The organism is Catellatospora sp. KI3 (assembly GCF_029948125.1).
Lineage (GTDB): Bacteria > Actinomycetota > Actinomycetes > Mycobacteriales > Micromonosporaceae > Catellatospora.
The window spans coordinates 93,216-120,046 of record NZ_JASAMB010000023.1 but is presented as its reverse complement, the minus strand read 5'-3'; the positions used below and the strand labels follow the sequence as shown (position 1 = coordinate 120,046).

Genomic DNA, 26,831 nt, shown 5'->3' with positions numbered 1-26,831 from the left:
AACTTCGTCTCACTATGTGAGATCCCGTTTGGGGCAACTCATCCAGCTTACTAGGTCTTCCGCTCCGTGTCAACCTGTAATTTCCTGAAAGTTCAGTATCTACAGGAATCGATTTTGCAGATTTCCTTTCCCCGCACACAGACACCACCAGGTGGTGATCTTTCGTGGGGGGAGAACCTGCAACCCGGCCGGACATCCGCATCAAGACTTGGTCTTGGCGACTTCATCCGCCCGGCTCGTTGCCGGCTCGTAGTACCTTACTCGGTCGGTTTCGCGAAAGCAAGTTCCGCACCACCCGAATGTCCCGCGCTTTCCGGACTTCTACTTGAGCTCTTCGCTCGCGTGTTTTGTCCGTTCCGCGCTGGCAGAGAGAACATTACGCGGGCCCCCGTTGAGCTGGCAAATCGGGGGTAGGTGCCCGCCGTCACACTAGCTCTGAGCTGGGAAAACAGTTCCCGCGACGGCACCGAGTTCGATGTCTCCGACCCGGGCGCGCAGCACGACGGTGTCTCCGTCGACGAGAAACGTGCGCTCCTCCCCTGCCAGCGACACCGGTTCCCGGCCACCCCAGGTGAGTTCCAGCAGCGAGCCGACCTGCGCCCGCTCCGGCCCGGACACGGTGCCCGAGCCGTAGAGGTCGCCGGTGCGCAGACTCGCTCCGTTCACGGTGAGGTGGGCCAGCTGCTGCGCGGGGGTCCAGTACATGGTGCGGAAGGGCGGCGTGGCCACGGTCTGCCAGTTCCACTCCACCGAGATGGCCAGGTCGAGTGCGCGGCGGTCGTCGTCGAGGTACGGCTGCACCGCCGGGTCCTGCTCGGGCGCCGGCACCCAGGCGTCCGGGCCGAAGGCGGCCAGCGGCGTGATCCAGGCCGACACCGACGTCGCGAACGACTTGCCCAGGAACGGCCCGAGCGGCTGGTATTCCCATGCCTGGATGTCGCGCGCGGACCAGTCGTTCAGCAGCACGACTCCGAACACGTGGTCGGCGAACCGGGACCAGGGCACCGGCCGGCCGAGCTCCGAGCCGACGCCGACCACGAAGCCGACCTCGGCCTCGATGTCCAGGCGCCGGGACGGGCCGAAGACACCCGCAGCGAGCTGACCGCTGGGGCGTACCACCGGAGTCTCGCTGACCACGACGGTGCCCGCGCGGCCGTGGTAGCCGATGGGCAGGTGCTTCCAGTTGGGCAGCAGCGGGGGCTGGCCCGGCCGGAAGATGTGCCCGACGTTGGACGCGTGGTGCTCCGAGGAGTAGAAGTCCACGTAGTCGGCGACGGTCCAGGGCAGCACGTTGGTGACCTGGTCCAGCGGAATGAGCAGAGGCTCCACCGCGGTGCGGTGGGCCGGGTCGCCGAGCAGCTCGGTCACCCGCTCGCGCACGGCCGCCCAGTGCGCGGGTCCGAGCGCCAGGAACGCGTCGAGGTTGGGTCCGCGCAGGCTGCCGGCGGCCAGGAGCAGGTCGGCGGCTTCGGCGGCGTCGAGGTCGAGCGCCAGCTCCCCGATGCGTACGGCGCACCGGGGCCGCCCGTCGGCGGGCACGACCACGCCGTAGGGGAGGTGGTCGAGATCGAATCCGCTGCCGGCGGCTCCGGGCACCCAGGTCATGCGCTTCCGTCCAGTAGTCCGAGTTTTTGCAGGTCGGCGAGGGGTTCGGGAATGCTGCAGGTGCCGAACCCGCACCACAGCGGCCGCGGCCGGGACCGGCGCGTGCGCACCGCCTCGATCAGGGTGAGCGGCTGGGTGGTGGCGAGCAGCCCGGCGACCTCCGTGACCTCCAACCCGTCCGCGGCGGCGCAGGCCGCGGCGAGCACGTTGAGGAAGCCGTGATGGGTGAAGCCGGTCTCCGGGTCGGTGTGCCGGATGGCGTGGTGCAGCCCGGCGGTGAGCTTGAACGGCAGCTGTCGCTCGTGGCACGCGATGATCACCGCGGCGAGCTCCATAGGGGTCGGAAAGAGTTCGGCGGCCAGACCGCCGGTGCGGAACTTGGCGGACACGTCCAGGCCGCCGGTGCGGGCTTCGGCCAGCGTGTCGAGCGCGGCCAGCAGGCCCCAGGCCAGCGGGATCTCGGCGAAGCCGCGCAGGTCGTGCTCGCGCAGCAGTGCGGTGAAGGAGGACAGCACGGGCAGCGGGTTTTCGCCGCGCCGGGCCATCGCGGCCTCGACCTGCACCACCCGCACGCCCGTCGGGGGGACGGCGAAGCAGTCGGCCAGTGATCCGTCGCCGATGACCCCGACCGCCAGCGTCTCGCCGGGGGTGAGGAGTGGGGCGAGCTGGCCCAGTTGCGAGGCGGGCACGAGCAGCGGGCCGACGAGGCCCGCGTACCAGGCGGTGCGGTGGACGCGGTGGGCGGACACCGCGTCGGGCAGCGCGGCGCTGCCGGGCGGGAAGACCGCGGCGTCGTCGAGCAGCTGAGCCAGCAACGGTGGCGTTGACATGATCAGTCAATCTAATGGACGCTACATAGAGCGGACAAGTGCGTCCGATTATCGGACGGATCAATTCGTAAAGTGGACACCGCTCCTAAAAGCGACACCAGGAGGTCGTCATGCCGTATTACCGCAGCGTCGGCGAGGTCCCGCGGAAACGGCACACGCAGTTCCGCACCCCGGAGGGCGGCCTCTACGCCGAGGAGCTGATGGGGCAGGAAGGGTTCTCATCCGACTCGTCGCTGCTCTACCACCGGCACGCGCCGACCGCGATCGTCGCCGCCGAGGAGTTCGACCCGCCGGCCTGGACCCGGCTGCCCAACCGTCCGCTCAAGCCGCGGCACCTGCAGCCGCACAAGCTGGACAGCACCGGTGCCGACCCGGTGCTCGGGCGGCAGCACCTGCTCGCCAACGAGGACGTCCGCATCTCGTACGTGCTGGCCGACACCCCCTCTCCGCTGTACCGCAACGCGGTCGGCGACGAGTGCCTGTACGTGGAGGACGGCACGCTCCGGGTCGAATCGGTCTTCGGCGTGCTCGACGCCGTCGCGGGCGACTACGTGATCATTCCGACGTCGGTGGTGCACCGGCTGGTGCCGCAGGGGCCGGTCCGCCTGCTCGCCATCGAGGCGACCGGCCACATCGGACCGCCGAAGCGGTACCTGTCCGTGCGCGGCCAGTTCCTGGAGCACTCCCCCTACTGCGAGCGCGACCTGCGCGGGCCGACCGGGCCGCTGCTGGTCGACGGCACCGACGTCGAGGTGCTGGTGCAGCACCGGCGCGGCTGGACCCGGCACGTGTACGCGCAGCACCCGTTCGACGTGGTGGGCTGGGACGGCTGCCTGTACCCGTGGGCGTTCTCGATCCACGACTTCGAGCCGATCACCGGTCGGCTGCACCAGCCGCCGCCGGTGCACCAGACCTTCCAGGGGCCGAACTTCGTGATCTGCTCATTCGTGCCGCGAAAGGTGGATTACCACCCGCTGGCCATACCGGTGCCGTACAACCACCACAACGTCGACTCCGACGAGGTCCTCTTCTACACCGGCGGGGATTACGAGGCGCGGCGCGGATCCGGTATCGCGCAGGGCTCGCTGTCGTTGCACCCGTCGGGGTTCACCCACGGACCGCAGCCCGGGGCGGCCGAACGGTCGATCAGGGCTGAGCGTTTCGACGAACTGGCTGTCATGGTGGACACGTTCCGCCCATTGGACCTGTGCGAGCCGGGGCTTTCCTGCGAAGATCCCGGGTATGCCTGGACGTGGTCGGGACGACCACCGGCGTGACGCACTGACAGAGCGCGTCACCGACGTTTAGGGCGTTGGACGGTTCGTACTAATCGGACCCGTCTAACGCCCTAGTGCCATTCAACCGAAGGTACTACCCAAGCCCTCGGCTAGCCGTCCGGTAAGTGACAAAGCCTTACTTTTAATGTTCCAGACATAGATGTTAAGTAGCATCATGACGACTCGCAGATGAATTCGGCCGCTCATGTCGCCAGTTCATAGACGGGTATCTGCAAGACCGGCACTCTCAGTGGGGAGCTGACAGTGACTACCGTCCAAGTCGGAGCGAAGACGCCGTCGGCGGCGACTGCGCCCGTGCGCAAGGCCGCCGTGGGGACCGCCTCGGTGAAGCCGCAGGTGAGCGCCCGCACCGGATGGGAGTCCCGGTACATCAAGAGCCTGCTGCTCGTCGACGCCACGGTCGGCCTCGTCGCGGCGCTGGTGGCGCTGCGGCTCATCTTCGGGCGTACGGAACTCGACGAGTACCTCTACTTCAGCCTTGCCGTCCCGATCGCCTGGATCGTGACGCTGTTCTGTACGCGCGCCTATGACCGCCGCTATCTGTTCGTGGGTAACGACGAGTACCAGCGGGTGCTGCGCAGCGGGCTCATCCTCGCCGCCGGCATCGGCCTCGGGTCGTACACGCTGCACCTCGGCGTGAACCGCGGCTACGTGGTCATCGCCGTGCCGATCGTGACGTTCCTCGGCCTGGTCAGCCGCTACCTGCTGCGCCGCCGCCTGCACCGCGCCTGGGCCGACGGCAAGTGCCTGCGCCGGGTGGTCGTGGTGGGCCACGAGAGCTCGGTCATCGAGCTGACCCGGCAGCTGCGCCACGAGCGCTACCACGGCCTCGGCGTCGTCGCCGCGTGCGTGCCGGTGCTGCGGCCGGGCACCCCGCTGGCCGACATGGGCATCCGGGTCTACAACACCATCCGCGAGGTCCCGGCGGTGGTGCGCGACGCCGGTGCCGACACCGTGGTCGTGCTGACCTGCCCGGAGCTGGCCGGCGCCGAGCTGCGCCGCCTGGCCTGGCGGCTCGAGCAGTCCAACGTGGACCTGATGGTGGCCAGCGCCCTGATCGACGTCGCCAACAGCCGGACCACCATCCGCCCGGCCGACGGCCTGCCCATGCTGCACCTGGACCACCCGCGCTTCTCCGGCGCCCGGCACCTGGTCAAGGACGCGGTCGACCGGGTCGGCGCGGCCCTGCTGCTGCTCGCCTTCTCTCCCCTGCTGCTGTTCTGCGCGCTGGCCATCCGGCTGCCCCGCGACGGCCGCGGCCCGGTCTTCTTCAAGCAGATCCGGGTGGGCCAGAACGGCAAGGAGTTCCCCATCTTCAAGCTGCGCTCGATGTACATCGACGCGGAGTCGCGGCTGGCCGAGATGACGCACCTCAACGAGAGCAGCGAGGGCGTGCTGTTCAAGATGCGCAACGACCCGCGCGTCACCCCGATCGGTCGGTTCCTGCGCCGCTACTCCGTCGACGAGCTGCCGCAGCTCATCAACGTGCTGCGGGGCGAGATGTCGCTGGTCGGACCACGCCCGCCGCTGCCCAGCGAGGTGGTCAGCTACCCCGCCGACATGCACCGGCGCCTGGTGGTCAAGCCGGGCCTGACCGGCCTGTGGCAGGTGTCCGGCCGCGCTGACCTGTCCTGGGACGAGTCGATGCGCCTGGACCTGCGCTACGTCGAGAACTGGTCGCTGACGCTGGACCTGGTCATCCTGCTGCGCACGCTGACCGCGGTGCTGCGCTCCTCCGGCGCCTACTGAACCCACGACATACGCCGAGGGCGTCCGAGCCAGGCCGGCTCGGACGCCCTCGGCGTATACGGGATCGGGCGGTTCAGTTGAACGGGTTGCTGGACAGGTAGTCGCTGGCCGCGAGCTGGCGGAACGCCACCACCGCCGACGGCTCGCCCTCAAGGGTGGTGTCGTAGAACGGCTTCTTGTCGGTCCGCCCGTGGAAGTACACGACGGCCTTGATCTGCGGCTGGCCGCTGAGCACCTGGCGCATGTCGTCGAACCACGCGGCCCGCTCGCCCTCGCCCTCCTTCTCCACGCCGAACTCGCCGATCATCAGCGGCCGGGGGTGCTGGCGGGCGAAGTCCATCACCGGCGCCATCAACTGGGTGAAGGTGGGCATCTCCGCGTCGGGGTAGACGTCGGCGCAGAGCCAGTCGACCTGGTCGTCGCCCGGGTAGTAGGGCTGGGCGCGGCCGTCGACGAAGCCGTCGGCGTGCGGGCACCAGACCCAGCCCGCGTTGGTCGCGCCGACCTCGGTGAAGATCTGCCGGACGTGCTTCCAGGCGGCGATGAAGTCCTCCGGCGAGTGCACCACCGGCTGCAGGTTCGGCCGGTCCATCTCCCACCGGTAGCGCAGCAGGATCGGCGCCCGGAACGCCAGCACCGCCTCGGCGCGGCGGCGGATCTCGTCGTCGTACACGCCGGTCAGCAGCGAGCGGGTGTCGGTGCCGGCCCAGGACAGCAGCAGCAGCTTGCCGCGGTGCACCAGCTCGTAGTCGTACGTCGAAGGGAAGTCCTCGCGCCACGGGTGGAACGAGTGGGCGATCGTCAGCTCGCGCCCGATGGACTGCTCGAACGCGCCGATCGCGTCGAGCCGGTCGCCGGTGCGCTGCGGCGCGTCGACGTACGCGCCGAACCAGGCGCCGTCGTCGGGCACCTCCGGTCCCCGGCCCGTGGTGGCGAACGGCCCTGTCGACGGCGGCGGCATCACGTTGGCGGTGCTGCGCGGACGCGGCGTCCGCGTGGCGACATCGTTGTCTTTGCCCGGCGCGCACGCGCCGAGGCCCGCGGTCAGGGCCAAGGTCAGCCCGACCGCCGGAATCGCTTTCCTCATCGCAGTGTCTTCTCCCCAGAAACCGCCGCATCCCCCAGCGACAGACTCTCCGGCTCGGACTCGGGTTCCGTCGCGCGCGCCGCTTTCCCGCCCCGGCGGCGCAGCCCCCGCAGCCCGGCCAGCTGCAGCGTCTGCCGGTTGTACCAGACCAGTGCCGCGTACGCGACCACGGCGACGAGCACCGCGGCCAGGTCGACCAGCACGTGGTCGCCGAGCACCGCCCGCGCCGCGAGCGGGATCGCGGCGAAGCAGCCCACGGCCGACCCCATCGCGATGAACCCGGCCCGGCACAGCGGCGACAGCTGGTGCCGCACCTGCAGCTGCACCAGCGGCAGCAGGTTCTTCAGCAGCAGCGCGGCGGCCCAGCCGAGCGCCGCGCCGAGGATGCCCAGCCGCGGGATCAGGATCAGGTCCAGCACCACGTTCACCGCGAGCGCGAGCATGGTCTGGAAGAAGGCGACCCCGGTGTTGCCCGCCATCTCCTGCACCGTGGAGACCATGCCGCAGGCGGTGGCGACCAGCATCGCCAGCGACAGCACCACACCGACCTGGCCGGCGGTGGCCCCGGCGGCGTAACCGTCGCCGAAGACCGCCATCAGCTGCGCGCCGAAGATCGCCCAGAGCAGGTAGAACGGCCACATCAGCGTGATCAGCCAGGTGGTCGTCATCTTGTACATCTGGTTGGCCTCGTCGTGCCGGTCCTGCGCGAGCAGCCCGGAGAACCGGTGCTGCACCGCCGTCGCCAGCGACTGCCCGCCGAGCTGCCCGATCACCAGGAACCGGGTGGCCGCGGTGTAGAGCGCGGCCTCGACCGGGCCGCGCAGCGCGGCGATCAGGACCACGTCCAGGCGCTGCAGGGCCAGCTGCGCCAGGCCGGTGCCGGCGCGCGGGGTGCTGTAGCGCCAGAAGCGCGTCCAGTCCTCCCGGACCGGCGGCTGCGGGCGCGGACCGCCGCGCACCGCGCCGCGCTGGAGCCGGACCGACCAGGCCAGGGCGATGACCACGCCGAGGGCGTACGGCAGGACCCAGGCCAGGGCCAGGGCCACCGAACCTGTCAGCCCCGCCGCGAGCACCGCGGCCGTGCCGACCAGCTGCATGCCGGGGCGCAGCACGCGGTCCACCAGCACCAGCGGGCGGGTGGTGCCCAGGCCCCGGCCGACAGCCAGGAACACCGAGGTCAGCGCCGAGGCGGGCAGGAAAACCGCGAACACCCGCACCGCCGCGACCGTCCCGGACGGGGCGTCGGGCAGCGTCGAGGCGACGAACCAGGGCGCGGCGAACCACAGCCCGGCCGCCAGCACGATGCTCGCCGCGGCCACCGGCGCGGCGGCCACGCGCACCGTGGCCCCGATCCGGTCGGTCGCGCCGGTCACCCGCTGCTGGGCGAGCAGGTACACCACGCCCGTCTCCGCGCCGAGCACAGCCGCCGCGGACAGGATCAGGAAGACCGAGGTGAGGCTGAACAGCACCCCCGCGACGTCGGCGGCGAAGCCGCGGGTCACCACGACCGTCAGCGCCAGCCCGGCGACCGCGGAGACGCCCGCGCCCACCAGGTTGAAGATGCCGGTGCGCATGATGCGCCCGCGGTCGACGCCGTACGTCGCCTGATGGGCGGGGGCCTCGGTGCTCATCGGCGCCAGCTGGGCGTGCGCCCGAGCCAGGCGGCCAGCCGCTCGTCGTACGGCGCGAAGTGCTCCTCCAGCCGCTGCTTCAGCTCGTCCGACATCGGGGTGCGGGAGCGGGCGTTGTGCTGGTCGTGCACGATGCCGGCCACGTCCGGGATGCCCAGGAACCGGCACACGTCGGCGAAGACCGCCTGCGGCTGGGCGAAGTAGTCCTCGCTGTCGATCACCAGCAGCCGCTCGCGGCCGACCAGCGACTCCAGGTGCAGCAGCTGGTCGATGTACTCGCCCCGGCCGAGGTGGGCCAGGTGCCGCACGGCGTGGCTGTGGTAGTTCGGGTCGGCCTTCATCCGCTCCCGCTCGCCGGCCATCCGCTGCGGCTCCAGCTCGACCGCGCGCTCGAAGGTCTCTGTCTCGAAGCCTCGGGCGTACTCGTGCGACCAGCCCGAGTAGGCGCGGCCGACCGGGTCGCGCAGCAGCACGATGAGCTTCACGCCGGGCAGGTCCTTGGCGATGCGCTCGGGCGCCAGCGGGTGCCACATGTAGTACGGGCTGGCCTCGCCGGTGATGGTCGGGTGCCCGGAGGCCTGCGCCAGCCGGGCCGCCTTCGCCCGGCTCGGGAAGTGGCCCAGGAACCAGCGGTGCCCCCGCTGGTAGTCCATGTCGAAGTAGTGCACGCCCTTGCGGAAGCGCGCCGGCAGGAACGACGGGTGCTGCGCCAGCGCCTTGTGCAGCGACGTGGTGCCGCCCCGCTGGGTCCCCACGATCAGGAACGACGGGGTCATCCGCCGGTCCGCCGTCAACCGCCCCGCCGAGCGGGCCAGCACCCCTGCCTGATGCGACAGGATCTTCCGTACGCGGCTACTCGCCATCGTTTTCCTCCCCCACCGGGCTCTTCCCCGCCAGAGCCGCCCAGTCTCTTCCCAGTCCGGCCAGTGCCGGTCGGATCCATTCGTCCACTCGGCCCATCGGCGTGCCGAAGCCGTCCTGCCGGTCACCGAGGTAGCGGCTGCCGATCTCGGTGAAGTACAGCGCCGCCACCATCGGGGCGACGTCGGCGTCGACCCCGAACGGTGCCAGCAGCTCGGCCGCGCGGGCGGCCACCTCGGCCCCGGCGACAGCCGGGACCGCGCCGTGCACGGTCACCGCCTCGTGCAGCTCGAAGTGCAGCACGTCGTAGCCGACCGGCACGTCGGCGGTGAACCGTTCGAAGTCCCACAGCAGCACCTCGCCGCCGCGGATCGACATGTTGCCGCCGTTCCAGTCGCCGTGCCAGCAGCCGTACGCCAGCTCGGCGCCGGCGCAGGCGGCGAGCACGGCCCGCATCAGGTGCGCGGCCGGGCGCTCGCCCAGCGCGTCGACCTGGGCGGCCAGCCGACCGGCGTAGGAGCTGCCGCCGAAGCGGGCGGCGTCGACGCCGCGGACGCGGGCCAGTGCGTGCATCGCGGCGACGGTGGCCTCGGCCGGGTCGAGCCGGGCGCCCTCGGTGTGCCATACCGGCAGCGCCTTCATGACCAGCAGCGTCGCGTCGCCCCACGGGCCGAAGTGCAGCAGCTCGGGGATGCGCGCGGGGGCCAGGTCGCGGTCGGCCAGGTCGGCCAGGGCCGCGTGCTCGGCCCGGATGAGCCGGGTGGTCAGCTCGTTGACGCCGACCTTGGCGTACGCGACGGTGTGCGCGTTCGCGTCGATCAGCTGGAGCACCGGCTTGCGGTTGGCGCGGGGCGGGCCGAAGCGCACGCTCATCCGCACCGGCGTGCCGACCACCTCGCTCAGGTGCTCGGCCAGCGTGCCGCCGCGGCGCACCGCGACCTGGTCCCGGAAGACCAGGCCGCCGACGCCGGTGGCGAAGACGCCGGACAGCACCCGCTGGCGCAGCCGGTCCTTGGCCGACCGGGGCGCGCTGGTGTGGCTGATCGCGGCGCTGGCGGCGCGGCGGTCGCCGTGCGGCACCAGCAGCCGGGGCGAGCCCGCGTTGGGCACCACGGTGTAGGTCTCGGCGGCGCCGGGCGCGCCGCGGCCGACGAAGACCTCGCCGGACGCCCCGTCGCCGCCCAGCAGGCGGCCGAGTTCGTGCAGGTATTCGCTCACCGATACGCCTTCGTCGTCGCGTTGCGCCACATCAGGCCCAGACCGGCCATCATGATCACCAGCGTCATGCCGCCGGAGTTGTAGATCGTCATGAACCACAGCGACAGGGGGACGACCAGGCCGCCCGCGATGCCGATCCAGGAGTGCTCGCGCCGGAACCGCCAGCCCATCCACAGGAAGAACACGATGTAGAGGGCGGCCCCCACGAAGCCCTGCGTGATCAGCAGCGCCCAGAGCTGGCCGTCGCTGCCGATGTCGCGGTTGCCGCACTGCTCGCAGCTGGCGCTCTGGCCGATGGCGATCGAGCGCTCGCTGCCGATGGTCTCCGCCTGCCCGCCGTACCCGATGATGGGCGAGCCCAGCGCGGCCGTCACCGCGGCGCCGTTGAGCGAGGCCCGGCCCTCGTTGGAGTGCGGGGTGTTGATCCGCTCCATCACCGTGTCGCCCAGCGGGGTGGTCAGCGTGATGATGCCGACCAGGGCCACGCCGACCATCACCCCGACGACGGGCAGCACACTGCCCCGGATCGCCAGCCGGACGGTCAGGTACGCCACCGCCAGGCCCAGCCCGACCCACATGCCGCGGTTGAGCGAGAAGACGGTCGGCACCATCGACAGCACCAGCACGCCGATCGCCCAGAAGCGCCGCCACAGCGACTTGGTGTTGTGCAGCGTGGCGATGAGGAACCAGGGCAGCAGCAGCACCAGGCACTGGCCCCAGGTGTTGGTGTACTGGAACGGCGCCGCCGGACGCGGCCGGGGCGCCTCCTCCAGGATGCTCTGCCACTGCGACAGCTCGATCTTGACCGAGGAGCGGACGAAGCCGTTGCTCATCAGGAACTTCGGCAGCACCTCGGCCAGCGGCGTGCTGATCGCGAACCGCGGCAGCACCATGCCCGCGATGCCGCCGACCACCAGCACCACGAACAGCCCGGCGAGCATCTTCACCACCCGCTTGGTGGGCAGCTCCCGCTCGGTGAGGTTGCCGATGTACAGCAGCACCACCCCGGCCGCGGCCAGGTCAGACATGCGCTGGACGTAGGCCAGGATCCGGCCGATGCTCATCTCGGGCGGCAGCGCGTCGGGCGGCTGGGTGCCGAGCATGGTCGAGCTGACCAGCCCCAGGAAGATCAGTAGTGCCCACAGCGCGAACGGGGCGGGCAGCTTCACCCGGCCGCGCCGGAACAGCTCCAGCGCCATCGGGACCGCCAGCAGCGGGATCCAGACCAGGGTGAGTCCGAGCAGCCAGCCGACCGGGTACAGCACGATCATGGCGAACAGGGCCCACTCGCGCAGCGGCATCGGGTCGCGCTGCCGGGCGCGGTGGCCCAGCAGCGGCGGCGCGGCCAGTGCCCGCGTCGGGGCCGCCGCGACGGCGCGGACCGACGAGTCCGGCTCGGGCGAGCGGGAGGGTATGGCGGTGGTCACGACACGGTCACCTTGGCGGTCGCGGGCAGCAGCAGCACCCAGGTCGGGCCGGTGGCCAGGCGCACCAGCGACTGCGACGGGCCGAGCAGGTTGAGCGCCGAGTCGAGCCCGCCCACCTTGCTCCAGGTGCTGGTCACCACCTGTCCGGCGCCGAACACGCGGGCGGTGCCGGTGCCGCCGATCTCGGCCAGCGAAACGGTCCGGTGCAGGGCGTTCACCTGCTTCTTCTTGTACGGCACCGTCATCAGCACCAGGTTGGCCGTCGCGACCGGCACCCCGCCGACGGTGGTCTGCCAGCGCTTGGTGGCCTCGTCGAAGCGCCAGGTCAGCGTCGCGTGCCCGGCCACCTGCACGGTGACCGCCGTGACGGCGTCGAGGCCGGTCGCGGCCAGCGACTCGCCCCGCTGGGCGTGCTGGAACAGCGCCGAGGGCAGCGCGCTGGCGGACGCCGTCGGGGACTGCAGGCTCGCCGCGTTCGCGTACACCCGGCCGGAGACCGTGGTGAACGCGGCCTTGCGGGTGCTCGGGGTGCCCGCGGGCAGGTTCGTCGACTTGAGCGTGTCCAGCCAGCCCTGGGCCACCGTGTGGTCGTGCGCCACGAACGGGCGCAGCTGGTTGAACAGCTTGAGGTCGGTCGGGCGCACCGCGGCGACCGGGCCGACCTTGGCGGCGGCCTGCGACTGGTACACCGCGGTGGCCCGCAGCAGGCTGCCCTCGGCGTACTCGAGCCCCACGAGGTCGGCCTTGTCCAGGCCGACCGGCGCGGCGGCGCCGGTGCCGATCTCGATCGGCACCAGCACCGACGTCCGGGCGGCGGACGCCTCGTCGGTCTCCACCCCGGTCAGCGGTGCGCGGGGCAGCGCCGCCGCGGGCGAGGGCAGGCTGAAGGTCGGCTGGGCGCTGGGGGCGCCGCCGGGCTTGGTCGGGTCGTCGATCGAGCAGCCGGCGGCCAGCAGCGTGACGGCGGCCAGCACCCCGGTGTACGCCCGCAGCGTCCGGCTCATCGCACGTCGGCCGAGGACTGACCCGTGCCGCTGTGGCTCTTGCCGCTCACCGGCTGCGTCTCGTTCTCGTCCGCGCCCGGCTGCCAGAAGGCGATCGGCTCGAACTCCTCGGAGGCGGCGGGCACCCGGTCCATGACCATCGTCATGTCGTGGTCGCGCACCGGCGGCAGCTTGGCCGGCTGGGGCGCGGTCAGCTGGGCCGGCACCGGCTTGGGCGCGCGGAACTTGCGGGTGTTGCGGGCAGCGCGCGGGTTGCGCACGACCAGCAGGCCCGCCAGCGCGCCCTGAACCCGGGCGATCTGCTCGATCGAGGACTCGACGTCGTCCATGCGCGCGGCGCGGGTCTCGACGACCAGCAGCACCGCCGCCGCGATCTCGCTCAGCGCCTGCGCGTCGACCGCGCTGCTGGGCGGAGCGGTGGCCAGCAGCACCCGGTCGGCCCGCTCCTGCAGCTCGACGAGCAGCTGGGAGACGACCGCGACGGGCAGCTCGACGCGCGGGTCGAGGTGGCCCGGGGTGAGCAGCGACACGTTGTGCATCGTCGGCACCTTGGTGAGCGCCCGGTCCACGTCTGCGGTCCCGGCGATCACGTCGCCGAGGCCGACGGAGGCGTTGACGCCCAGCATGCCGGGCAGGAAGGACTCGGGGTCGGTGGAGACCACGACCACCCGCTCCCCGGAGCGGGCGAACGCGGCGGCCAGGTTCGCCACCACGAACTCGACCGCACCGCCGCGGGCGGCGCCGCAGATGAGCAGCGCGTCGGTCGGCGACGGGCGGCCGCCGCGCGCGGTGCCCGCGGCGACGCGCAGCGTGTTGCGCAGCAGGCTGAACTCGCGGCCGAGGTGGGTGGCGGCGTCGGCGACGGCGGTCTTGTCCCGGCCGCGCTGCAGCTCCATCAGGATCGGCACGTCGACGCGGTAGGGCAGCTGGCGGCTGTTGTAGATCCGGCTGTCGAGGCGGTCGACCACCAGCGCGCCGGCCAGGCCGAGCAGCAGGCCGATGCCGATGCCGCTGATGAGGTACAGCTTCATGTCCGGTTTGGCCGGAGAGTCAGGCTTCGTGGCGGCAGAGAGGATGCTGCCCGGTTTGACCACTGCGGCCAGCAGCGGGATCATCCGGTTGTTCAGCGTGTTGATCTGCTGCGTCAGGATCTGCTGCTGCTGGATCGCCTGCTGCTTGTCGACCGAGTTGCCGACCAGCGCGGCGATGCGGCCCGCGACGTCGTTGAGCTGCTTGGTCAGCCCGGAGATCTCGTCCTTGAGCGAGGCGATCTGCACCTCGATGTTCTTGTTCGCGTCGGCGGCGCGCTGGTCCAGGTACGCCTGCGCGAAGGCCTGCGAGCCCGCCTGGGCCTCCTCGGCGGTCGGCGCCTCGAAGGCGATCGCCAGCACCGACGTGTTGGCCGGCACGGTCACCGCGACCCGCTCGATCAGCTCGTTGACCGGGGTGGAGCTGTTCAGCAGGTGCTGCGCCGACTCGGCGACGGTGGTGGAGCTGACGACCTGCGACTCGGTGTCCAGGTTCACCTTCACGGTGGTGTCGAGGCCGACCTGCATCACCAGGACCTTGGTCTCCGACACGTAGACCTTCTCCTGCACGGCGGCGACCACGAGGCCGCCCACGCCGCCCAGGAACAGGGTGAAGGCGACCAGCCACCAGCGGCGTACCAGCCATCCGACGTAGTCACCGATGGATGCCGTCTGCACCGAGGGTGAATTCGTTGCCATGTGCTCCCCTTGTTCACAACCTGTTGACACTCGGCTCGGTCGGCACTCGGCTGGTCCGGCCCTGGGCTGCTGCGCCCCTGGACCTCACCGGAGAGTGGCCACACGCAGGCGGTCATCCTAGGTAGACAGGGTTTCACGCTAGTCACCGGCTTGCATCACCCGGTCAGCCAAACGGCCACTTCTGTTCAGACCGGAGTTATTGGACGTCGCCGTGTCGTGGAACACGGCCCATTCCGCCCTCATCCGAACGGATCGCCCGCCGGTTAAACCGCAGGTCGTGCCCGTGTGCCCGAAATACGTACTGGCAACAGGGTGTTCGATGTCGGTGTACCGACAGTACACCGAGGCGAAATGTTAAATGGTGCCGTTAAGCTGCGGTCGTCTCTGAGAGGAAACTGGGATGGCCGAACATAAACACGCCCGCCACGTACTGCTGGTGGGGTCGTCCGGTGGCCACCTCGCGCAGCTGTACGCGTTGCAGCCGTGGTGGACCGACCGAGCCCGCACCTGGGTCACCTTCCCCACCCCCGACGCGCACAGCCTGCTCGCCGAGGAGAATGTCGTCTACGCCCACTATCCGACGACTCGCAACATTCCGAACCTGGTGCGCAACTTCTTCCTGGCCTTCGGCGTGATGCGGCGCACCCGGCCCGACGCGGTCGTCACGACCGGCGCCGGGGTCGCGCTGCCCTTCTTCGTGCTGGCCAAGCTGCGCCGGATCCCGACCGTGTACATCGAGGTGTACGACCGGCTGGAGACCCGGACGCTGACCGCGCGGCTGTGCCGCCCGTTCACCACGCGCATGCTGGTGCAGTTCAGCCAGCAGCTGTCCCTCTACAAAGGAGCGACGCTGGTGGGGCCGCTGCTGTGACCGCCGCCGAGACCCAGCGCGAACTGGTCGTTCCCGCGCAGCGAAACCCCGAATCCCCCCAGACCGGACGCGCGCCCCTGCTCGTCGTGGTGGGCACCGACGTGCACCCGTTCGACCGCCTGCTGGACTGGACCGCGCGGTGGGCCGAGGAGAACGGGGTGCCGTGCGTGATGCAGTACGGTTCATCCGCTCCGCGTGACCTGCCCGGCTCGTCCGCCTTCTTCGACCACGCCACCCTCGGCGTACGGCTGCGCGAGGCGGCCATGGTGGTCTGCCACGGCGGCCCGGCCACCATCACCGAGGCCCGCCGCGCCGGGCACATCCCGGTCGTGGTCCCCCGCGACCCCACCCTGGGCGAGCACGTCGACGACCACCAGCAGCGCTTCGCCGCGCACATGGGCGAGGCGGGCATGGTGCGGCTGTGCCGCACCGAGGAGTCGCTGCGCGCGGTGCTCGACGCCGCGCTGGTCGAGCCGGAGGCGCTGCGGCTGGACACCGCCGAGGCGAGCGCCGAGTCCGCCGCTGCGGTGCGCCGCGTGGGCGACCTCATCGACACCCTGGCCTCGGCCAGGCGCCGGCACGCCGACGAAGAGGTGCGGGTGCTGTTCATCGGCGGCTGGGGGCGCAGCGGCTCCACGCTGACCGACCGGCTGCTGGGCCAGGCGCCCGACGTGTGCGCGGTCGGCGAGGTGACCCACACCTGGGAGCGGGCGCTGCGCGACAACGAGCGCTGCGGCTGCGGCGTGCGGTTCCGCGACTGCGACTTCTGGGGCCAGGTCGGCAAGGTCGCCTACGGCGGCTGGGACACCCTGGACGTCGAGCACGTGCTGGCGCTCAAGCACCGCGTCGACCGGATGCGGTTCGTGCCGCGGCTGGCGCTGCCGTTCTGGGCCAACCGCCGCAAGCGGGACCTGCGCACCTACGGCGAGCTGCACCGCAAGCTGTACCAGGCGGTGGCCGAGGTGTCCGGGTCCTCGGTGGTGGTCGACTCCAGCAAGCACGCCTCGCTGGCCTTCGCGCTGCGGCACGCCCGCGGCATCGACTTCCGGGTGCTGCACCTGGTGCGCGACGGGCGCGCGGTGGCGTACTCGTGGAGCCGCGAGGTGCTGCGGCCGGAGATCGTCGACGCCGAGGTGTACATGCCGACGTACTCGACGGTCAGCTCGGGCCTGCACTGGCTGGTCCACAACGCGCTGTTCCACCTGCTCGACTGGGTCGGCACGCCGGTCCTGCGGATGCGGTACGAGGACTTCGTGGCCGCCCCCGCCGACGGCCTGCGCCGCATCCGCGGCTTCAGCGACCTGCCGACCGGGAAGATGGACATGCTGGACCGCCCGGCCGCCACCGCCGAGGGCCTGCCCACGGCGCAGCTGGCCGCGACGCACACCGTCGCCGGCAACCCGATGCGCTTCACCACGGGCGCCCTGACGCTGCGGCTCGACGCCGCCTGGCGGGCCAAGCTCGCCGCCCGCAAGCGCCGCGTGCTCAGCCTGATCACGTGGCCGCTCCGCGCCCGCTACGGCTACCTGGACTGGAGAAAGAAGTGACCGCGAAGGTCTCGGTGGTGGTGCCCACCCGCAACCGGCCCGAACTGCTGGCCAAGGCGCTCGACGCCATCCTCGGGCAGGAGTACCCCGGCCAGGTCGAGGTGATCGTGGTCTTCGACCAGAGCGAGCCCGACCTCTCGCTGCGCCGCGACGACGCGCACCGCCAGGTCCGGGTCATCACCAACACGCGCACCCAGGGCCTGGCCGGCGGCCGCAACACCGGCATCGATGCGGCCACGGGCGAGTTCGTCGCGTTCTGCGACGACGACGACGAGTGGCTGCCCGGCAAGCTGGCCGCGCAGGTGGCGCTGCTGGACGCCCGGCCGGAGTCGGAGCTGTGCTGCGCCGGTGTGGTCATCGACTACGACGGCCGCGACGTCGAGCGCACCCTGGGCAAGGACAGCATCACGCTGCCGGACCTGCTGCGCGACCGGCTGACCGAGCTGCACCCGTCGGGCTTCCTGTTCCGCCGCGACGCCCTGGTGAACGGGATCGGCCTGGTCGACGAGAACATCCCGGGCAGCTACGCCGAGGACTACGAGCTGCTGCTGCGCGCGGCGCGGCGGGCGCCGATCGCCAACACGCCTGGCGTGGGCGTGCGGGTGCGCTGGCACAAGCAGTCGTACTTCACCGCGCGCTGGGCCACCATCGCCGAGGCGCTGCAGTGGCTGCTGGAGCGGTACCCGGAGTTCGACACCGCGCCGCGCGGGCACGCCCGGATCACCGGGCAGATCGCCTTCGCCCAGGCCGCGGGCGGGCACCGCAAGGACGCCATCCGGTGGGTACGCAAGACGATCCGGCACAGCCCGCGCGAGGCGCGCTCGTACCTGGCGCTGGCCGTGGCCACCCGCCTCGTCTCGGCCGACTCGGTGCTGCGCAAGCTGCACAAGCGCGGCCGCGGCATCTGAACCTGGCGAAAGAGAGCGGGGCCGGAGGGTGATCCCTCCGGCCCCGCCCCCTTTCCTCAGCTCACCGGTCGCAGAAGTCGCGCCAGGCTCGCTGTGAGGCCGCGTCCCGCAGGCGGAAGTCGGCCGTCGACCAGTTGATGTCGAAGTACGTGATCCACAGGGCCCTGCCCGTGATCGCCTTGCTCGCCATCGCGGTCAGCCAGCTCGCCCGCCCGCTGCCGGACGTGTCGGTGGAGATCCGGGCGCTGCCCATCTCGGCGATGCCCCAGGGCTTCTTCTCGCCCTCGGAGATCGCCTGCACCCGTCCGACCAGGTCGTCGGCGCTGGTGTACTTCTTCTTGTCCCAGTTGTAGACGTCCCAGCCGAGCACGTCGATGACGTCGGCGCCCGGGTAGAAGTCGCGCCACTTGCGGCCCGACTGCGACATCAGGGTCCAGTCCATCAGCACCAGGGTGGCGTGCAGCTTCGGGTTGCCCGCCGAGTCGGCCAGCCCGGCCAGGCGCCGCCAGGCGGCCCGGTAGTCGGCCGCGGTGAAGACGCCGGACTCGATGTTGTCCTCGGGCTCGTGGTAGTAGACCCAGTACACGTCGCGGTCGCGGGGCGCGCCGGCGAACCAGCCGCGCAGGTACGAGTCGCGCGAGCCGTTCAGGATCTCCTTCGGGTTGTACTTGAACGACACGATCACGGTCCGCTTGGCGTTGCCCGCGCTGCCGGGCCAGTTGGCCGGCGCGCCCGGGTAGAACACCCGCGCCGCCTCCATCCCGCCGAAGTAGCCGTCCTCGCGCGCCAGCGCCTGCGTGTACGACTCGCCGTTCTCCTGGTAGAAGGAGGCGCCGCACAGCGTGGAGCCGGTCGGCAGGTTGGGCGGCGGACCGGTCCCGGTGGACGGGCTGGCGCCCGGCTCCGGCGTGCCGGACGGGGACGCCCCGGGCGACGGCGTGCCGGAGGGCTTGCGGCTCGGGTCGGGGCTCTGCCGCCCCTGGACCGCCTCGCGCATCTCCCGGTCGGTCGCACTGGCCTCGATGTAGGTCACCTCCAGCACCGCCCGCCCCTCGCCGTGCTCGCCGGCGTACAGGGTGAGCGGCTTGCTGTCGCTGGCGTTGGTGACGGCGAAGGAGTACTGGCTGGAGGTCGGGACCGGCTGCGTGAACGGCTGGATCGCGTTGTCGACGTTGAACGTGATCAGGTTCGAGTCCGACACGGTCGGGGTGTCGTTCAGCACGTCGCCCAGGCCGGGCCGGTGCGCGTAGGCGAGCTCCTTCTGGGTCCAGTCGCTGGACAGCACCGAGCGGGCCTTGACGTGGCCCGGCGGCTTCTCCTGCGCCTGCACCAGCAGCGACATCGCGGCGACGCGGTAACCGGTCGGGATGGGCACGTCGAACTTGAGGTAGGTCACGGCGTAGTAGTCGGGCTTGGAGACGGCGACCAGCTTGTCCTCGGCGCCGAAGGCGCTGTCGGGCTGCTCCCGTACGACGTAGGTGTCCTCACTGACTTTGATCTTCAGCGTCGTCGTCGCGGGCGGTTCGTCCCCACCGGCCAGCACCACCGCGGTGCCGATGAGGGCCGCACCGGCGACGGTGGCCGCGATTGCCGCCACGAGCATCCGGCCGCGGAACAGGCCCGCGGCCGGGCGTCTCGGCGGCCGGCGTAAGTCTCGCGGCGGGGGTATGCGACGTCGGGTCCGGTCTGTATAGGTCACTGTTGAGACTCCGAGCAGTTCCAGCGGCACGCGACCGCTTTCGAGGGATGGTGCACGGCAGCCTTGTGCGGCGCCACCGCGGGTGATCACCCGCAGCGCGCCGCACAGTGCACCGCCGCATGCCGATCACATTCGTGATCGTTGATCAGAATCGCGACTCCGACCAGGTTCACGGCAATGGGAAGAAAGCTATCCTTCCATGGAACTCGCCATGAACTGTATCGGTGTCACTGGCTATCCACAGCCCGGCCGCCGTGGCGTAGATGTCCTCCGTGCCCACGCCGCGGTCCTTGCCCGGGTTCCACGCCAGCGCCTTGCCGGTCACCGGGTTGATCGCGCCGACGCCCTCGGCGGGCACCGCGCCCGGCCCGGCGTCGTTGTGCCCCTGCGGATTGTCGAGCCAGCGCTGGTGGCCGCCGACGTACACGGCCGCCCCGGCGACCGAGACCGACAGCAGCGTGTCCCGGCCGGTGTAGTTCACCCAGGTCGGCTGCTTGCCCGAGGTCGCGGTGCCGAAGTCCCACCGGGCCGCGGTGTCGCACAGCGCACCGGTGCGCCCGCCGCCGCTGGTCACCACGGCGAACCAGCTGCCGTCAGCGGAGATGTCCACCCCGCGCATGTACGTGGGGAACGTGGCCAGGCACTGCTCGCGGTAGCGGACGGTGGCCCACGGCGACAGCGTCGCGGCCGTGCCGGTGAGGTTGACCACAGCGATCTGCTCGCGCAGCTGCCCCGCGACCCGGCTGAAGTTGCCGATGACGACCAGCCGGGTGCCGTCGGGCGTGATGTCCAGACCGGTCACCTTGATCGCCGAGGTGACTCCGGTGGTGGTGACCCGGGCGACGTCGACGTTCACGTTGAGGAAGTCGTCCCGGGCGCCGGTGGTGGCGTTCAGCGCGGCCAGGGCCCGCCGGGTGGCCCCGCCGACGGTCTGGAACCGGCCGCCGATGACGAGGCGGTTGCCCGACAGCTTCATGTCGTCGACGCCGCCCGCGATGTCGGGCACGGTGAAGCCCGCCCAGGACGCCCCGGTGGCCGCGTTGATCCGCTCGACGCCGCGCGAGCGCACGCCGTTGACGTTGGTGAAGTCCCCGGCCAGGTAGAGCGACTGCCCGTCCGGCGCCGCGACCAGCGCCCGCACCGCGCCGTCGACGACCGGCCGGAACGCGGTGTCGAGCGCGCCGGTGGCGGCGTTGAACGCGAACAGGCGCGGCTGGGCCGTCGCGGTGTTCGAGTTGTACGGCCGCACCCGCGTGAAGGTGCCGCCGACGTAGACGCGGTTGCCGATGGCGAGCACCTTGTACGCCGTGCCGTCGAGGGCGTGCGGCGTCCAGTTGACCGGGTCCTGCCCGACCAGCCTGGTGTGTTGCGCCGACACGGCCGAGGCGGAGGCGCCCAGGGCGACCGCGACCAGCGTCGCCGCCGAGGTGAGCGCGGCGAGCACGACGCGTCGCCGGCTCCTGGGGCGTACCAGTGAGAATCCGGACATGGCTCGGATGCTGCCAGTTCACAGATGTTAAGGCTGTCGCCGAACCGACTTGTGGACAGCCGTAACTATTGCCCTGAAACGGGATTCACGGCGCGAATCGACGTACCAAATCGGATCAGAAGCGACATCGGGTATCGGAAGTCGGCCGGACGGACCGTCTCCGCCGGACCGGTCGGGCCCCGAAACGTGCCGGACCGGCCACCAGAAGGTGGCCGGTCCGGTTACTGCGTACGGTGCTGCGTCAGCCGCGGATGAACGCGCCCGGCGAACGCCAGTCGACGCCGCCCAGCGACGGGCCGCTGACCGCGACCGCGGTGCCGCTGAACGCGGTGCCGTTGAACGCCCGCTTGATCAGGCGGCCGTCGGTGCCGCCGCGCGACCAGTACAGGTTCCCGCCGGAGAGGAACAGCACTCCGGAGGTGTCAGCCAGGTACTCCAGCGACGTGGCCGTACCGCTGCCCGCGATCTCGAAGCGCTGCGAGCCGGCGATGCCGCTGTCCGGGCTGAACCAGCGCCAGAACAGCTTGTTCTGCCCGGCGATGGTGTAGAAGAGCTTCCCGCCGCTGTAGAACATGCTGCGCACGTTCGGCAGCTCCGTGTAGAGAGCGGTCTTCACGCCGGCGTAGGTCACGCTGGTCGCGTCCTTCTCGTCCACGTGGATCGAGTCCCACCGCGGGTCCGAGTGCGGGTTGAGCACCGCGGCCGGACCGAAGGTGGTGCCGTCGAAGCTGCGGACGTACATGGTGCCGTTCGACATGCCGTAGAACAGCTTGTTGCCCACCAGGAAGGCGCCGCGGACGTTCGCCCACACGGTGCCGTCGGCGCCGCCGACCGGGGTCAGCGCACCGGCGGTGGTGCCGTCGTACGACCGCTTCGCCACGCCGCTGCCCGTACCGCCGCTGGTGCGGACGATCTCGATCGCTTCGATGCCCGGGTTCAGGGCCACGTGCCCGAAGTCGATGTTGACCGTGCCGTCACTGGTGACCGGGAAGGTCAGCGTGTGCCCGACCTTGTAGCCCACCTGGGCCACCGTGTCGTAGTCGTCGGCCTTCAGCACGCCGTCGATGCTGATGTCGAACACCCGGGCGCCCGGGTCGTGGTAGGCCCAGTCACGGGCGACGAAGGAGAGGCGCACCTCCACCTGCGTCCCGGTCGCGACCGGGAAGGACCAGCTCATCTCGGGAGCGGCCGCGGCGTCGTACCGCTGGTCGTTGAAGACCGCCAGCGGCGTGCTCGCCGCCACCGACCCGTCCAGCGTGATCGTGTTCGACGCGACCGTGTTCGGCGTGCTGCCCGTGTTGTGGTACGGACTCGGCGACACCGCGGTGTCGATGGTCCACGGCAGACCGCCGTCGGTCGCGGCGACCTCGGGACCGCCCGCGTTGACGCGGTACAGCACCTCGTTCGCCGGGATGCTGACGGTGTTGTTCGGGAAGAACACGTCGGTCGGCAGGTCGCCCACCGTGTCGGCCTGCGGCGTGTAGCCACCCGCGAGCGGGAAGTACGCGATCCGCTTGCGCTCGTACTCGAACGGGCCGATCCACTCGGTGTCCGAGCCGACGTACAGGCCGGTGTCCGACGCGTACAGCGCCGTGGCGCCGTAGCCGCGCGGGTGGCGACCCGGGTTCCACGCCTGCGGCAGGCCGCTCGCCGGCTCGAGCGCGGCCAGGCCCGGACGGGCCACCGCACCCTGCGCCGCCTTGTCGGTACCGTCGCTGTTGTTCAGCCAGCGCTGGTGCCCGCCGACGTAGACCGACGTACCCGTCACGGCCACCGACAGCAGCGTGTCGCCACCGGTCCAGTCGACCCAGGTCGGCTGGAGGAAGCTGGCGTTCGGGTAGGTCTCCCAGCGCGACGCGCTGTCGCACAGCGAGGTCACGCCGAACGGCGAACCGGTGGTGACCACGACGAAGTAGCTGCCGTCCGGCGAGAAGTCGACGTCGCGCACCCACTTGTCGAACGCCGTGCGCTTGCACACGTCGTCGAAGCGGTTGGTGTGCCACCACGCGATCGTGGGGGCGGCCGCACCCAGATTGATCTGGACGACCTGGTCGTAGTCGCCGCCGTTGGCCGTCTTGAAGTTGCCGATGACCACGGCGCGGGTGCCGTCGGGCGTGATGTCCAGGTCGGTCGCGCCGACCGAGGAGCTCGTCCCGGTGCCGTTGTAGTTGTGGTGCCCCACCAGCGGGATGTTCATGTACGGGTCGAACGCGCCCGTCGTCGCGTCCACCGTCGCCAGACCGTTGCGGGTGACGACCGTGCCGTTCGTGGTCACCGTGGTGAAGAAGCCGCCGACCAGCAGCCGGTTGCCGAACTGCTTAACCGTGTTCACGGCGCCGTTGAAGGCCGGGGCCTTGAACGTGGTGACCAGCGAGCCGTCACTGGTGTTGAGCAGCACCAGCTTGGCGTAGCCGCCGCCGGTGGTGTTGTTGACGGCGGTGAACCGGCCCGCGACGAGCACCGTGTTCGCGACCGGACCAGGCATGACCTGCATGACCTCGTCGTTGATGACCGGGGCGAACGCGGGGTCGACCAGACCCGTGGCGGCGTCGAACGAGAACAGGCGCGCCTGCGCGTAGCTGGTTCCCGAGGCGCCCTGGTTGGTCACGCCGGTGAACGTGCCACCGACGATGACCTTGTTGCCCACCTTCACGATGGAGTTGACCAGGCCGTCGTTGATGTTCGGCGTGGCGGTCGACGGGACAGCGGTCGGCAGGCTGGTGTAAACCGGCTGAACCGCCTGCGCTGGCCCGATGCCAAGCAGTGTGATGGCAAGGGCCGACAGCCCTGCCACCGAGGTGCGAGTAAGCCTTCGCACAGTTTTCTCCCACCCAGCACATAGAGAAGGGGTCGGCGTGGGCCAACCATTGCCCATACGCGACGACACGCGTCGGGGCGAAACACTAAACCTGAAGCTTCCGTGAGCCGGGTGCCCCAGGCAAGAGGCGAGCAGGCAAAGTGTCTGTTCGGCCGAGCCGCACAGACCGGCACGGCTCACCTCGCCATATGAACGCCCGCCCGACGCGAACCGCCCGTCGGCCGAGGTCAGCGGCCCGCCGTCGACCAGCGGCGGAACCGGCTACGCCGTTATCAACATGGCGACAGAACCGGTCGCGGACGCTTCTCGATAGGTGTGTCGGCGAACTGCCGAACGCCATTACACCGTCCAATTCGGAATGATGTACACGCCGACTTGCCGATAAAGGCGAGAGTTCTTGCAGAAGTTATCAGACCGCTTGCACCAGCGCGACCGCGACGGCCGCCAGCCCCTCGCCCCGCCCGGTCAGGCCGAGGCCGTCGGTGGTGGTGCCGGAGACGGTCACCGGCGCGCCGGCGGCCTCGGAGAGCACCCGCTGCGCCTCGTCCCGCCGCTTGCCGATCTTGGGGGCCACGCCGATCACCTGGATCGAGATGTTCCCGACGGCGAAGCCCGCCGCGCGTACCCGGCGGGCCGCCTCGGCGAGCAGCACCACCCCCGCCGCGCCGGACCACTCCGGCCGGTCGGTGCCGAAGTTCGCGCCCAGGTCGCCCAGGCCCGCCGCGCTGAACAGCGCGTCGCAGGCGGCGTGGGCGGCCACGTCGGCGTCGGAGTGGCCGGCCAGGCCAGGCACGTCCGGCCAGTGCAGGCCCGCGACCCAGCAGGGGCGCTCGGGGTCGAAGGCGTGCACGTCCGTACCGATACCGACTCTCACTGCCCGTCCCCCAGCTCCCGATGCCGAAACCGGCACCCCCGCACCCTAGAACACCCGCCGCCGCACCTCGCCTGACCCCGGCCGCCCGGTTCGTCCCGGCCGCGCGGGCGCCGCGGTCGTGCAGTTTCGGGGAAAGTGCAGGAATGCGGCTCAAGATTCGCGCAGTTTCCCCGAAACTGTCGCTTCCGTCGGCCCGGATGCGGCCTGGCGCACGCACGGACGCGGCCCGAACGCCGCGCGGACGACGCGCGAGGGTGAGGGTGAGGGTGGGACGGCGGGGCGGCGCAGAGTGAGGACGGCGTCAGAGGGAGAGGAGCGCGGCCGCGATGGCCAGGTCCAGCGGGCGGGTGATCTTGAGGGCATGGTCGGAGCCGGGCACGCAGTAGACAGGCAGGCCCAGCCGTTCGACCATGCCCGCGTCGTCGGTGTGCTCCGAGGCGGCCTCAGCGTGGGCCTTGGCCAGCACGCCGCGGCGGAAGCCCTGCGGGGTCTGCACCACTCGCAGCGCGGCCCGGTCGACCGTCTCCAGCACGGCGCCGGTGGCGTCGACCCGCTTGACCGTGTCGACCACCGGCAGCACGGGGATGACCGCGTCGTGGCCCGCGCGCACTGCGGCGGCCACGGACTCCACCAGCTCGGGCGGGGTGAGGGCACGGGCGGCGTCGTGCACCAGCACGATGTCGATCCCGGCGGGCACCGCCGCCAGGGCGTTGGCGACCGACTGCTGGCGGGTGGCCCCGCCGGGCACCACCGTGGCGTCCGGCAGCAGCTCGCGGACCGCGTCGACCTGGTCGGCCGGGGCGGCCACGACGATCAGCGCGACCGACGGAGCCTGCGCCAGCCGCGCGCAGGCGTGCACCAGCAGCGGCTGCCCGGCCAGCTCACGCAGCGCCTTGGGGACACCGCCGCCCAGGCGCAGACCCTGGCCGGCCGCAGGAACGAGAACCGCGACGTCCCGATGCTGCGGGACGTCGCGGTCTTCGATGTGTGAGGACATTGTCGATGGAACGGTCACGCCTCGGCGAGCACCTTGTCGAGGAGAACCTCGGCCCCGTCCTTCGTGCTCTTCTCAGCGAGCGCGACCTCGCCGACAAGGATGTCCCGGGCCTTGGCGAGCATCCGCTTCTCCCCCGCAGACAGACCGCGCTCCCGCTCGCGGCGCCAGAGGTCACGCACCACCTCAGCCACCTTGAGCGGGTTACCCGAGGCGAGCTTCTCGAGATTCGCCTTGTAACGCCGCGACCAGTTGGTCGGCTCCTCGGTGTGCGGGGCGCGGAGGACGTCGAAAACCTTGGACAGGCCCTCTTCGCCAACCACCTCTCGCACGCCGACGATCTCGGCGTTCTCGGCGGGCACCCGCACCGTCAGGTCACCCTGAGCAACCCGAAGGACGAGGTACAGCTTTTCCTCGCCCTTGATGGTGCGGGTCTCGATAGCCTCGATGAGTGCGGCCCCGTGGTGGGGGTAGACAACGGTCTCGCCGACACTGAAATCCATAGGTACGAAACCCCTTTCGCTGTGTCTAGGGTAACACGGACGTGCCGTGCAGTCCCAGCCCGTCTTGCACAGTTAGCGCAGCTCACCCCCGTTGTGAGCCGTATTTCTTCTGCTTGACACAGCGGCCGGGACTTCGGTGCACTACGCTCAGTGACCGCTTATCCACTCATTGGTGCGACTGGTGTCCGTTGTCCGTCTCGTCAACGAGACTCGATCTCCCTTCGATGTTGCCACTGGCGTGATCGGTTCGGACGCGCGACAGTAGAGGGACGCGGTGATACACGCGGAGGAGCCGGCGATGGGCACGCTGGGGAACGGACTGCCCGACCTGCCGCCCGAGTGGGGCGAGGTCGTCATTCCGGATGATCCCGCTGAGCTGGCCGAAGAGGCCGCCAAGGTACGCACGGAACTCAGGCGGGAAGCGCGGGCCCGGCGACGGGCCGCCCGACGCGCCCGCTGGCGCAAGCGGCTGCACCTGCCCGAACGCATCGACGACCCGGACGCCACCTCGCTGGCACTGCCGCTGATCGTGCTGTCCATAGCGGTCGTGATCACGCTGCTCAGCCTGCTGCTGATCGCCTGGCCCGGCCTGACCCGCCCGGCGCCACAGCAGCCCCTGCCGGGCTCGCCCGCGCCGGGTGTCTCCGCCCCCGCCGCCACCACTCCGGGGACGGTCCCGCCCAGCTGACGC

Annotated in this window: 21 protein-coding genes; 6 read left to right on the top strand and 15 right to left on the bottom strand. The window is 70.9% G+C overall.

The genetic code is table 11. The annotated features are described in order from the left end of the window. Positions 1 to 429: 429 nt before the first annotated feature. Together fahA and QEZ54_RS29650 are read right to left on the bottom strand one after the other, a co-directional pair. Positions 430 to 1,605 (bottom strand): fumarylacetoacetase, encoded by a 1,176-nt coding sequence (gene fahA / locus QEZ54_RS29655; protein WP_281308032.1) that lies wholly within the window; start codon positions 1,603 to 1,605, stop codon positions 430 to 432. After that, a complete protein-coding gene (locus QEZ54_RS29650) occupies positions 1,602 to 2,435 on the bottom strand; it encodes a hypothetical protein (RefSeq protein ID WP_281308031.1) in 834 nt (277 codons plus the stop codon). Before QEZ54_RS29650 ends, fahA begins: the two co-directional genes overlap by 4 nt. Before the next feature lie 110 nt (positions 2,436 to 2,545). On the opposite strand from QEZ54_RS29650, the gene QEZ54_RS29645 reads away from it, so the two are divergent. Both QEZ54_RS29645 and QEZ54_RS29640 read left to right on the top strand, forming a co-directional pair. Then, positions 2,546 to 3,712, top strand: a complete 1,167-nt coding sequence (locus QEZ54_RS29645) for a homogentisate 1,2-dioxygenase domain-containing protein (RefSeq protein ID WP_281308030.1) — start codon at positions 2,546 to 2,548, stop codon at positions 3,710 to 3,712. A 264-nt stretch (positions 3,713 to 3,976) separates the two neighbouring features. Beyond that, positions 3,977 to 5,482: a sugar transferase gene (locus tag QEZ54_RS29640; protein WP_281308029.1), complete on the top strand. Its 1,506-nt coding sequence runs from the start codon at positions 3,977 to 3,979 to the stop codon at positions 5,480 to 5,482. Positions 5,483 to 5,555: 73 nt separating this feature from the next. On the opposite strand, the gene QEZ54_RS29635 is transcribed toward QEZ54_RS29640, so the two are convergent. From QEZ54_RS29635 to QEZ54_RS29605, 7 genes are read right to left on the bottom strand one after another with little or no spacing between them, the layout of a single operon-like run. Further along, complete coding sequence (locus tag QEZ54_RS29635; protein ID WP_281308028.1) at positions 5,556 to 6,569, bottom strand: beta-mannanase; 1,014 nt, start codon at positions 6,567 to 6,569, stop codon at positions 5,556 to 5,558. Further along, the gene (locus QEZ54_RS29630; protein ID WP_281308027.1) at positions 6,566 to 8,200 is read right to left on the bottom strand and encodes a polysaccharide biosynthesis C-terminal domain-containing protein; all 1,635 of its coding nucleotides are present in this window, start codon (positions 8,198 to 8,200) and stop codon (positions 6,566 to 6,568) included. Before QEZ54_RS29630 ends, QEZ54_RS29635 begins: the two co-directional genes overlap by 4 nt. Then, entirely contained in the window at positions 8,197 to 9,063 is an 867-nt protein-coding gene (locus tag QEZ54_RS29625; RefSeq protein WP_281308026.1) for a sulfotransferase domain-containing protein, read from the bottom strand. The genes QEZ54_RS29630 and QEZ54_RS29625 overlap by 4 nt, the downstream gene beginning before the upstream one ends. Continuing rightward, on the bottom strand, positions 9,053 to 10,279 hold the full coding sequence (locus tag QEZ54_RS29620; RefSeq protein WP_281308025.1) for a hypothetical protein: 1,227 nt from the start codon (positions 10,277 to 10,279) through the stop codon (positions 9,053 to 9,055). Before QEZ54_RS29620 ends, QEZ54_RS29625 begins: the two co-directional genes overlap by 11 nt. Next, positions 10,276 to 11,706, bottom strand: a complete 1,431-nt coding sequence (locus QEZ54_RS29615; protein ID WP_281308024.1) for an O-antigen ligase family protein — start codon at positions 11,704 to 11,706, stop codon at positions 10,276 to 10,278. Before QEZ54_RS29615 ends, QEZ54_RS29620 begins: the two co-directional genes overlap by 4 nt. After that, entirely contained in the window at positions 11,703 to 12,710 is a 1,008-nt protein-coding gene (locus tag QEZ54_RS29610; RefSeq protein ID WP_281308023.1) for a DUF3048 domain-containing protein, read from the bottom strand. The genes QEZ54_RS29615 and QEZ54_RS29610 overlap by 4 nt, the downstream gene beginning before the upstream one ends. Further along, positions 12,707 to 14,437 (bottom strand): Wzz/FepE/Etk N-terminal domain-containing protein, encoded by a 1,731-nt coding sequence (locus tag QEZ54_RS29605; protein ID WP_281308022.1) that lies wholly within the window; start codon positions 14,435 to 14,437, stop codon positions 12,707 to 12,709. The genes QEZ54_RS29610 and QEZ54_RS29605 overlap by 4 nt, the downstream gene beginning before the upstream one ends. A gap of 400 nt (positions 14,438 to 14,837) precedes the next feature. On the opposite strand from QEZ54_RS29605, the gene QEZ54_RS29600 reads away from it, so the two are divergent. From QEZ54_RS29600 to QEZ54_RS29590, 3 genes are read left to right on the top strand one after another with little or no spacing between them, the layout of a single operon-like run. Then, positions 14,838 to 15,308 carry a UDP-N-acetylglucosamine--LPS N-acetylglucosamine transferase gene (locus QEZ54_RS29600; protein WP_281308021.1) on the top strand — a complete coding sequence of 157 codons (471 nt, stop codon included), beginning with the start codon at positions 14,838 to 14,840 and terminating at the stop codon, positions 15,306 to 15,308. Continuing rightward, complete coding sequence (locus tag QEZ54_RS29595; RefSeq protein WP_281308020.1) at positions 15,305 to 16,855, top strand: glycosyltransferase; 1,551 nt, start codon at positions 15,305 to 15,307, stop codon at positions 16,853 to 16,855. The genes QEZ54_RS29600 and QEZ54_RS29595 overlap by 4 nt, the downstream gene beginning before the upstream one ends. Beyond that, complete coding sequence (locus QEZ54_RS29590) at positions 16,852 to 17,763, top strand: glycosyltransferase family 2 protein (RefSeq protein ID WP_281308019.1); 912 nt, start codon at positions 16,852 to 16,854, stop codon at positions 17,761 to 17,763. The genes QEZ54_RS29595 and QEZ54_RS29590 overlap by 4 nt, the downstream gene beginning before the upstream one ends. Positions 17,764 to 17,824: 61 nt before the next feature. Here QEZ54_RS29590 and QEZ54_RS29585 read toward each other — a convergent pair whose 3' ends face one another. The 6 genes from QEZ54_RS29585 to QEZ54_RS29560 form a co-directional block, all read right to left on the bottom strand. Then, positions 17,825 to 19,366: a DNRLRE domain-containing protein gene (locus QEZ54_RS29585; protein ID WP_281308018.1), complete on the bottom strand. Its 1,542-nt coding sequence runs from the start codon at positions 19,364 to 19,366 to the stop codon at positions 17,825 to 17,827. Positions 19,367 to 19,631: 265 nt separating this feature from the next. Next, positions 19,632 to 20,951, bottom strand: coding sequence for a hypothetical protein (locus QEZ54_RS29580; RefSeq protein WP_281308017.1), 1,320 nt, complete (start codon positions 20,949 to 20,951; stop codon positions 19,632 to 19,634). A gap of 241 nt (positions 20,952 to 21,192) precedes the next feature. Continuing rightward, on the bottom strand, positions 21,193 to 23,769 hold the full coding sequence (locus QEZ54_RS29575; protein ID WP_281308016.1) for a malectin domain-containing carbohydrate-binding protein: 2,577 nt from the start codon (positions 23,767 to 23,769) through the stop codon (positions 21,193 to 21,195). A 409-nt stretch (positions 23,770 to 24,178) separates the two neighbouring features. Further along, the gene (gene ispF, locus QEZ54_RS29570) at positions 24,179 to 24,643 is read right to left on the bottom strand and encodes a 2-C-methyl-D-erythritol 2,4-cyclodiphosphate synthase (RefSeq protein WP_281308015.1); all 465 of its coding nucleotides are present in this window, start codon (positions 24,641 to 24,643) and stop codon (positions 24,179 to 24,181) included. Between the two features lie 301 nt (positions 24,644 to 24,944). Next, positions 24,945 to 25,640 carry a 2-C-methyl-D-erythritol 4-phosphate cytidylyltransferase gene (gene ispD, locus QEZ54_RS29565; protein ID WP_281308014.1) on the bottom strand — a complete coding sequence of 232 codons (696 nt, stop codon included), beginning with the start codon at positions 25,638 to 25,640 and terminating at the stop codon, positions 24,945 to 24,947. A gap of 14 nt (positions 25,641 to 25,654) precedes the next feature. Beyond that, positions 25,655 to 26,140 (bottom strand): CarD family transcriptional regulator, encoded by a 486-nt coding sequence (locus QEZ54_RS29560; protein ID WP_120317389.1) that lies wholly within the window; start codon positions 26,138 to 26,140, stop codon positions 25,655 to 25,657. Between the two features lie 298 nt (positions 26,141 to 26,438). On the opposite strand from QEZ54_RS29560, the gene QEZ54_RS29555 reads away from it, so the two are divergent. Then, positions 26,439 to 26,828 carry a hypothetical protein gene (locus tag QEZ54_RS29555; RefSeq protein WP_281308013.1) on the top strand — a complete coding sequence of 130 codons (390 nt, stop codon included), beginning with the start codon at positions 26,439 to 26,441 and terminating at the stop codon, positions 26,826 to 26,828. The last annotated feature ends 3 nt before the right edge of the window (positions 26,829 to 26,831 follow it).

Bases quoted from the DNA above. Each gene is read 5' to 3' on its own strand.
- fahA (WP_281308032.1), bottom strand. From the start codon at position 1,605: ATGACCTGGGTGCCCGGAGCCGCCGGCAGCGGATTCGATCTCGACCAC.
- QEZ54_RS29650 (WP_281308031.1), bottom strand. From the start codon at position 2,435: ATGTCAACGCCACCGTTGCTGGCTCAGCTGCTCGACGACGCCGCGGTC.
- QEZ54_RS29645 (WP_281308030.1), top strand. From the start codon at position 2,546: ATGCCGTATTACCGCAGCGTCGGCGAGGTCCCGCGGAAACGGCACACG.
- QEZ54_RS29635 (WP_281308028.1), bottom strand. From the start codon at position 6,569: ATGAGGAAAGCGATTCCGGCGGTCGGGCTGACCTTGGCCCTGACCGCG.
- QEZ54_RS29630 (WP_281308027.1), bottom strand. From the start codon at position 8,200: ATGAGCACCGAGGCCCCCGCCCATCAGGCGACGTACGGCGTCGACCGC.
- QEZ54_RS29625 (WP_281308026.1), bottom strand. From the start codon at position 9,063: ATGGCGAGTAGCCGCGTACGGAAGATCCTGTCGCATCAGGCAGGGGTG.
- QEZ54_RS29610 (WP_281308023.1), bottom strand. From the start codon at position 12,710: ATGAGCCGGACGCTGCGGGCGTACACCGGGGTGCTGGCCGCCGTCACG.
- QEZ54_RS29605 (WP_281308022.1), bottom strand. From the start codon at position 14,437: ATGGCAACGAATTCACCCTCGGTGCAGACGGCATCCATCGGTGACTAC.
- QEZ54_RS29600 (WP_281308021.1), top strand. From the start codon at position 14,838: ATGGCCGAACATAAACACGCCCGCCACGTACTGCTGGTGGGGTCGTCC.
- QEZ54_RS29585 (WP_281308018.1), bottom strand. From the start codon at position 19,366: ATGCTCGTGGCGGCAATCGCGGCCACCGTCGCCGGTGCGGCCCTCATC.
- QEZ54_RS29580 (WP_281308017.1), bottom strand. From the start codon at position 20,951: ATGTCCGGATTCTCACTGGTACGCCCCAGGAGCCGGCGACGCGTCGTG.
- ispD (WP_281308014.1), bottom strand. From the start codon at position 25,640: ATGTCCTCACACATCGAAGACCGCGACGTCCCGCAGCATCGGGACGTC.
- QEZ54_RS29560 (WP_120317389.1), bottom strand. From the start codon at position 26,140: ATGGATTTCAGTGTCGGCGAGACCGTTGTCTACCCCCACCACGGGGCC.
- QEZ54_RS29555 (WP_281308013.1), top strand. From the start codon at position 26,439: ATGGGCACGCTGGGGAACGGACTGCCCGACCTGCCGCCCGAGTGGGGC.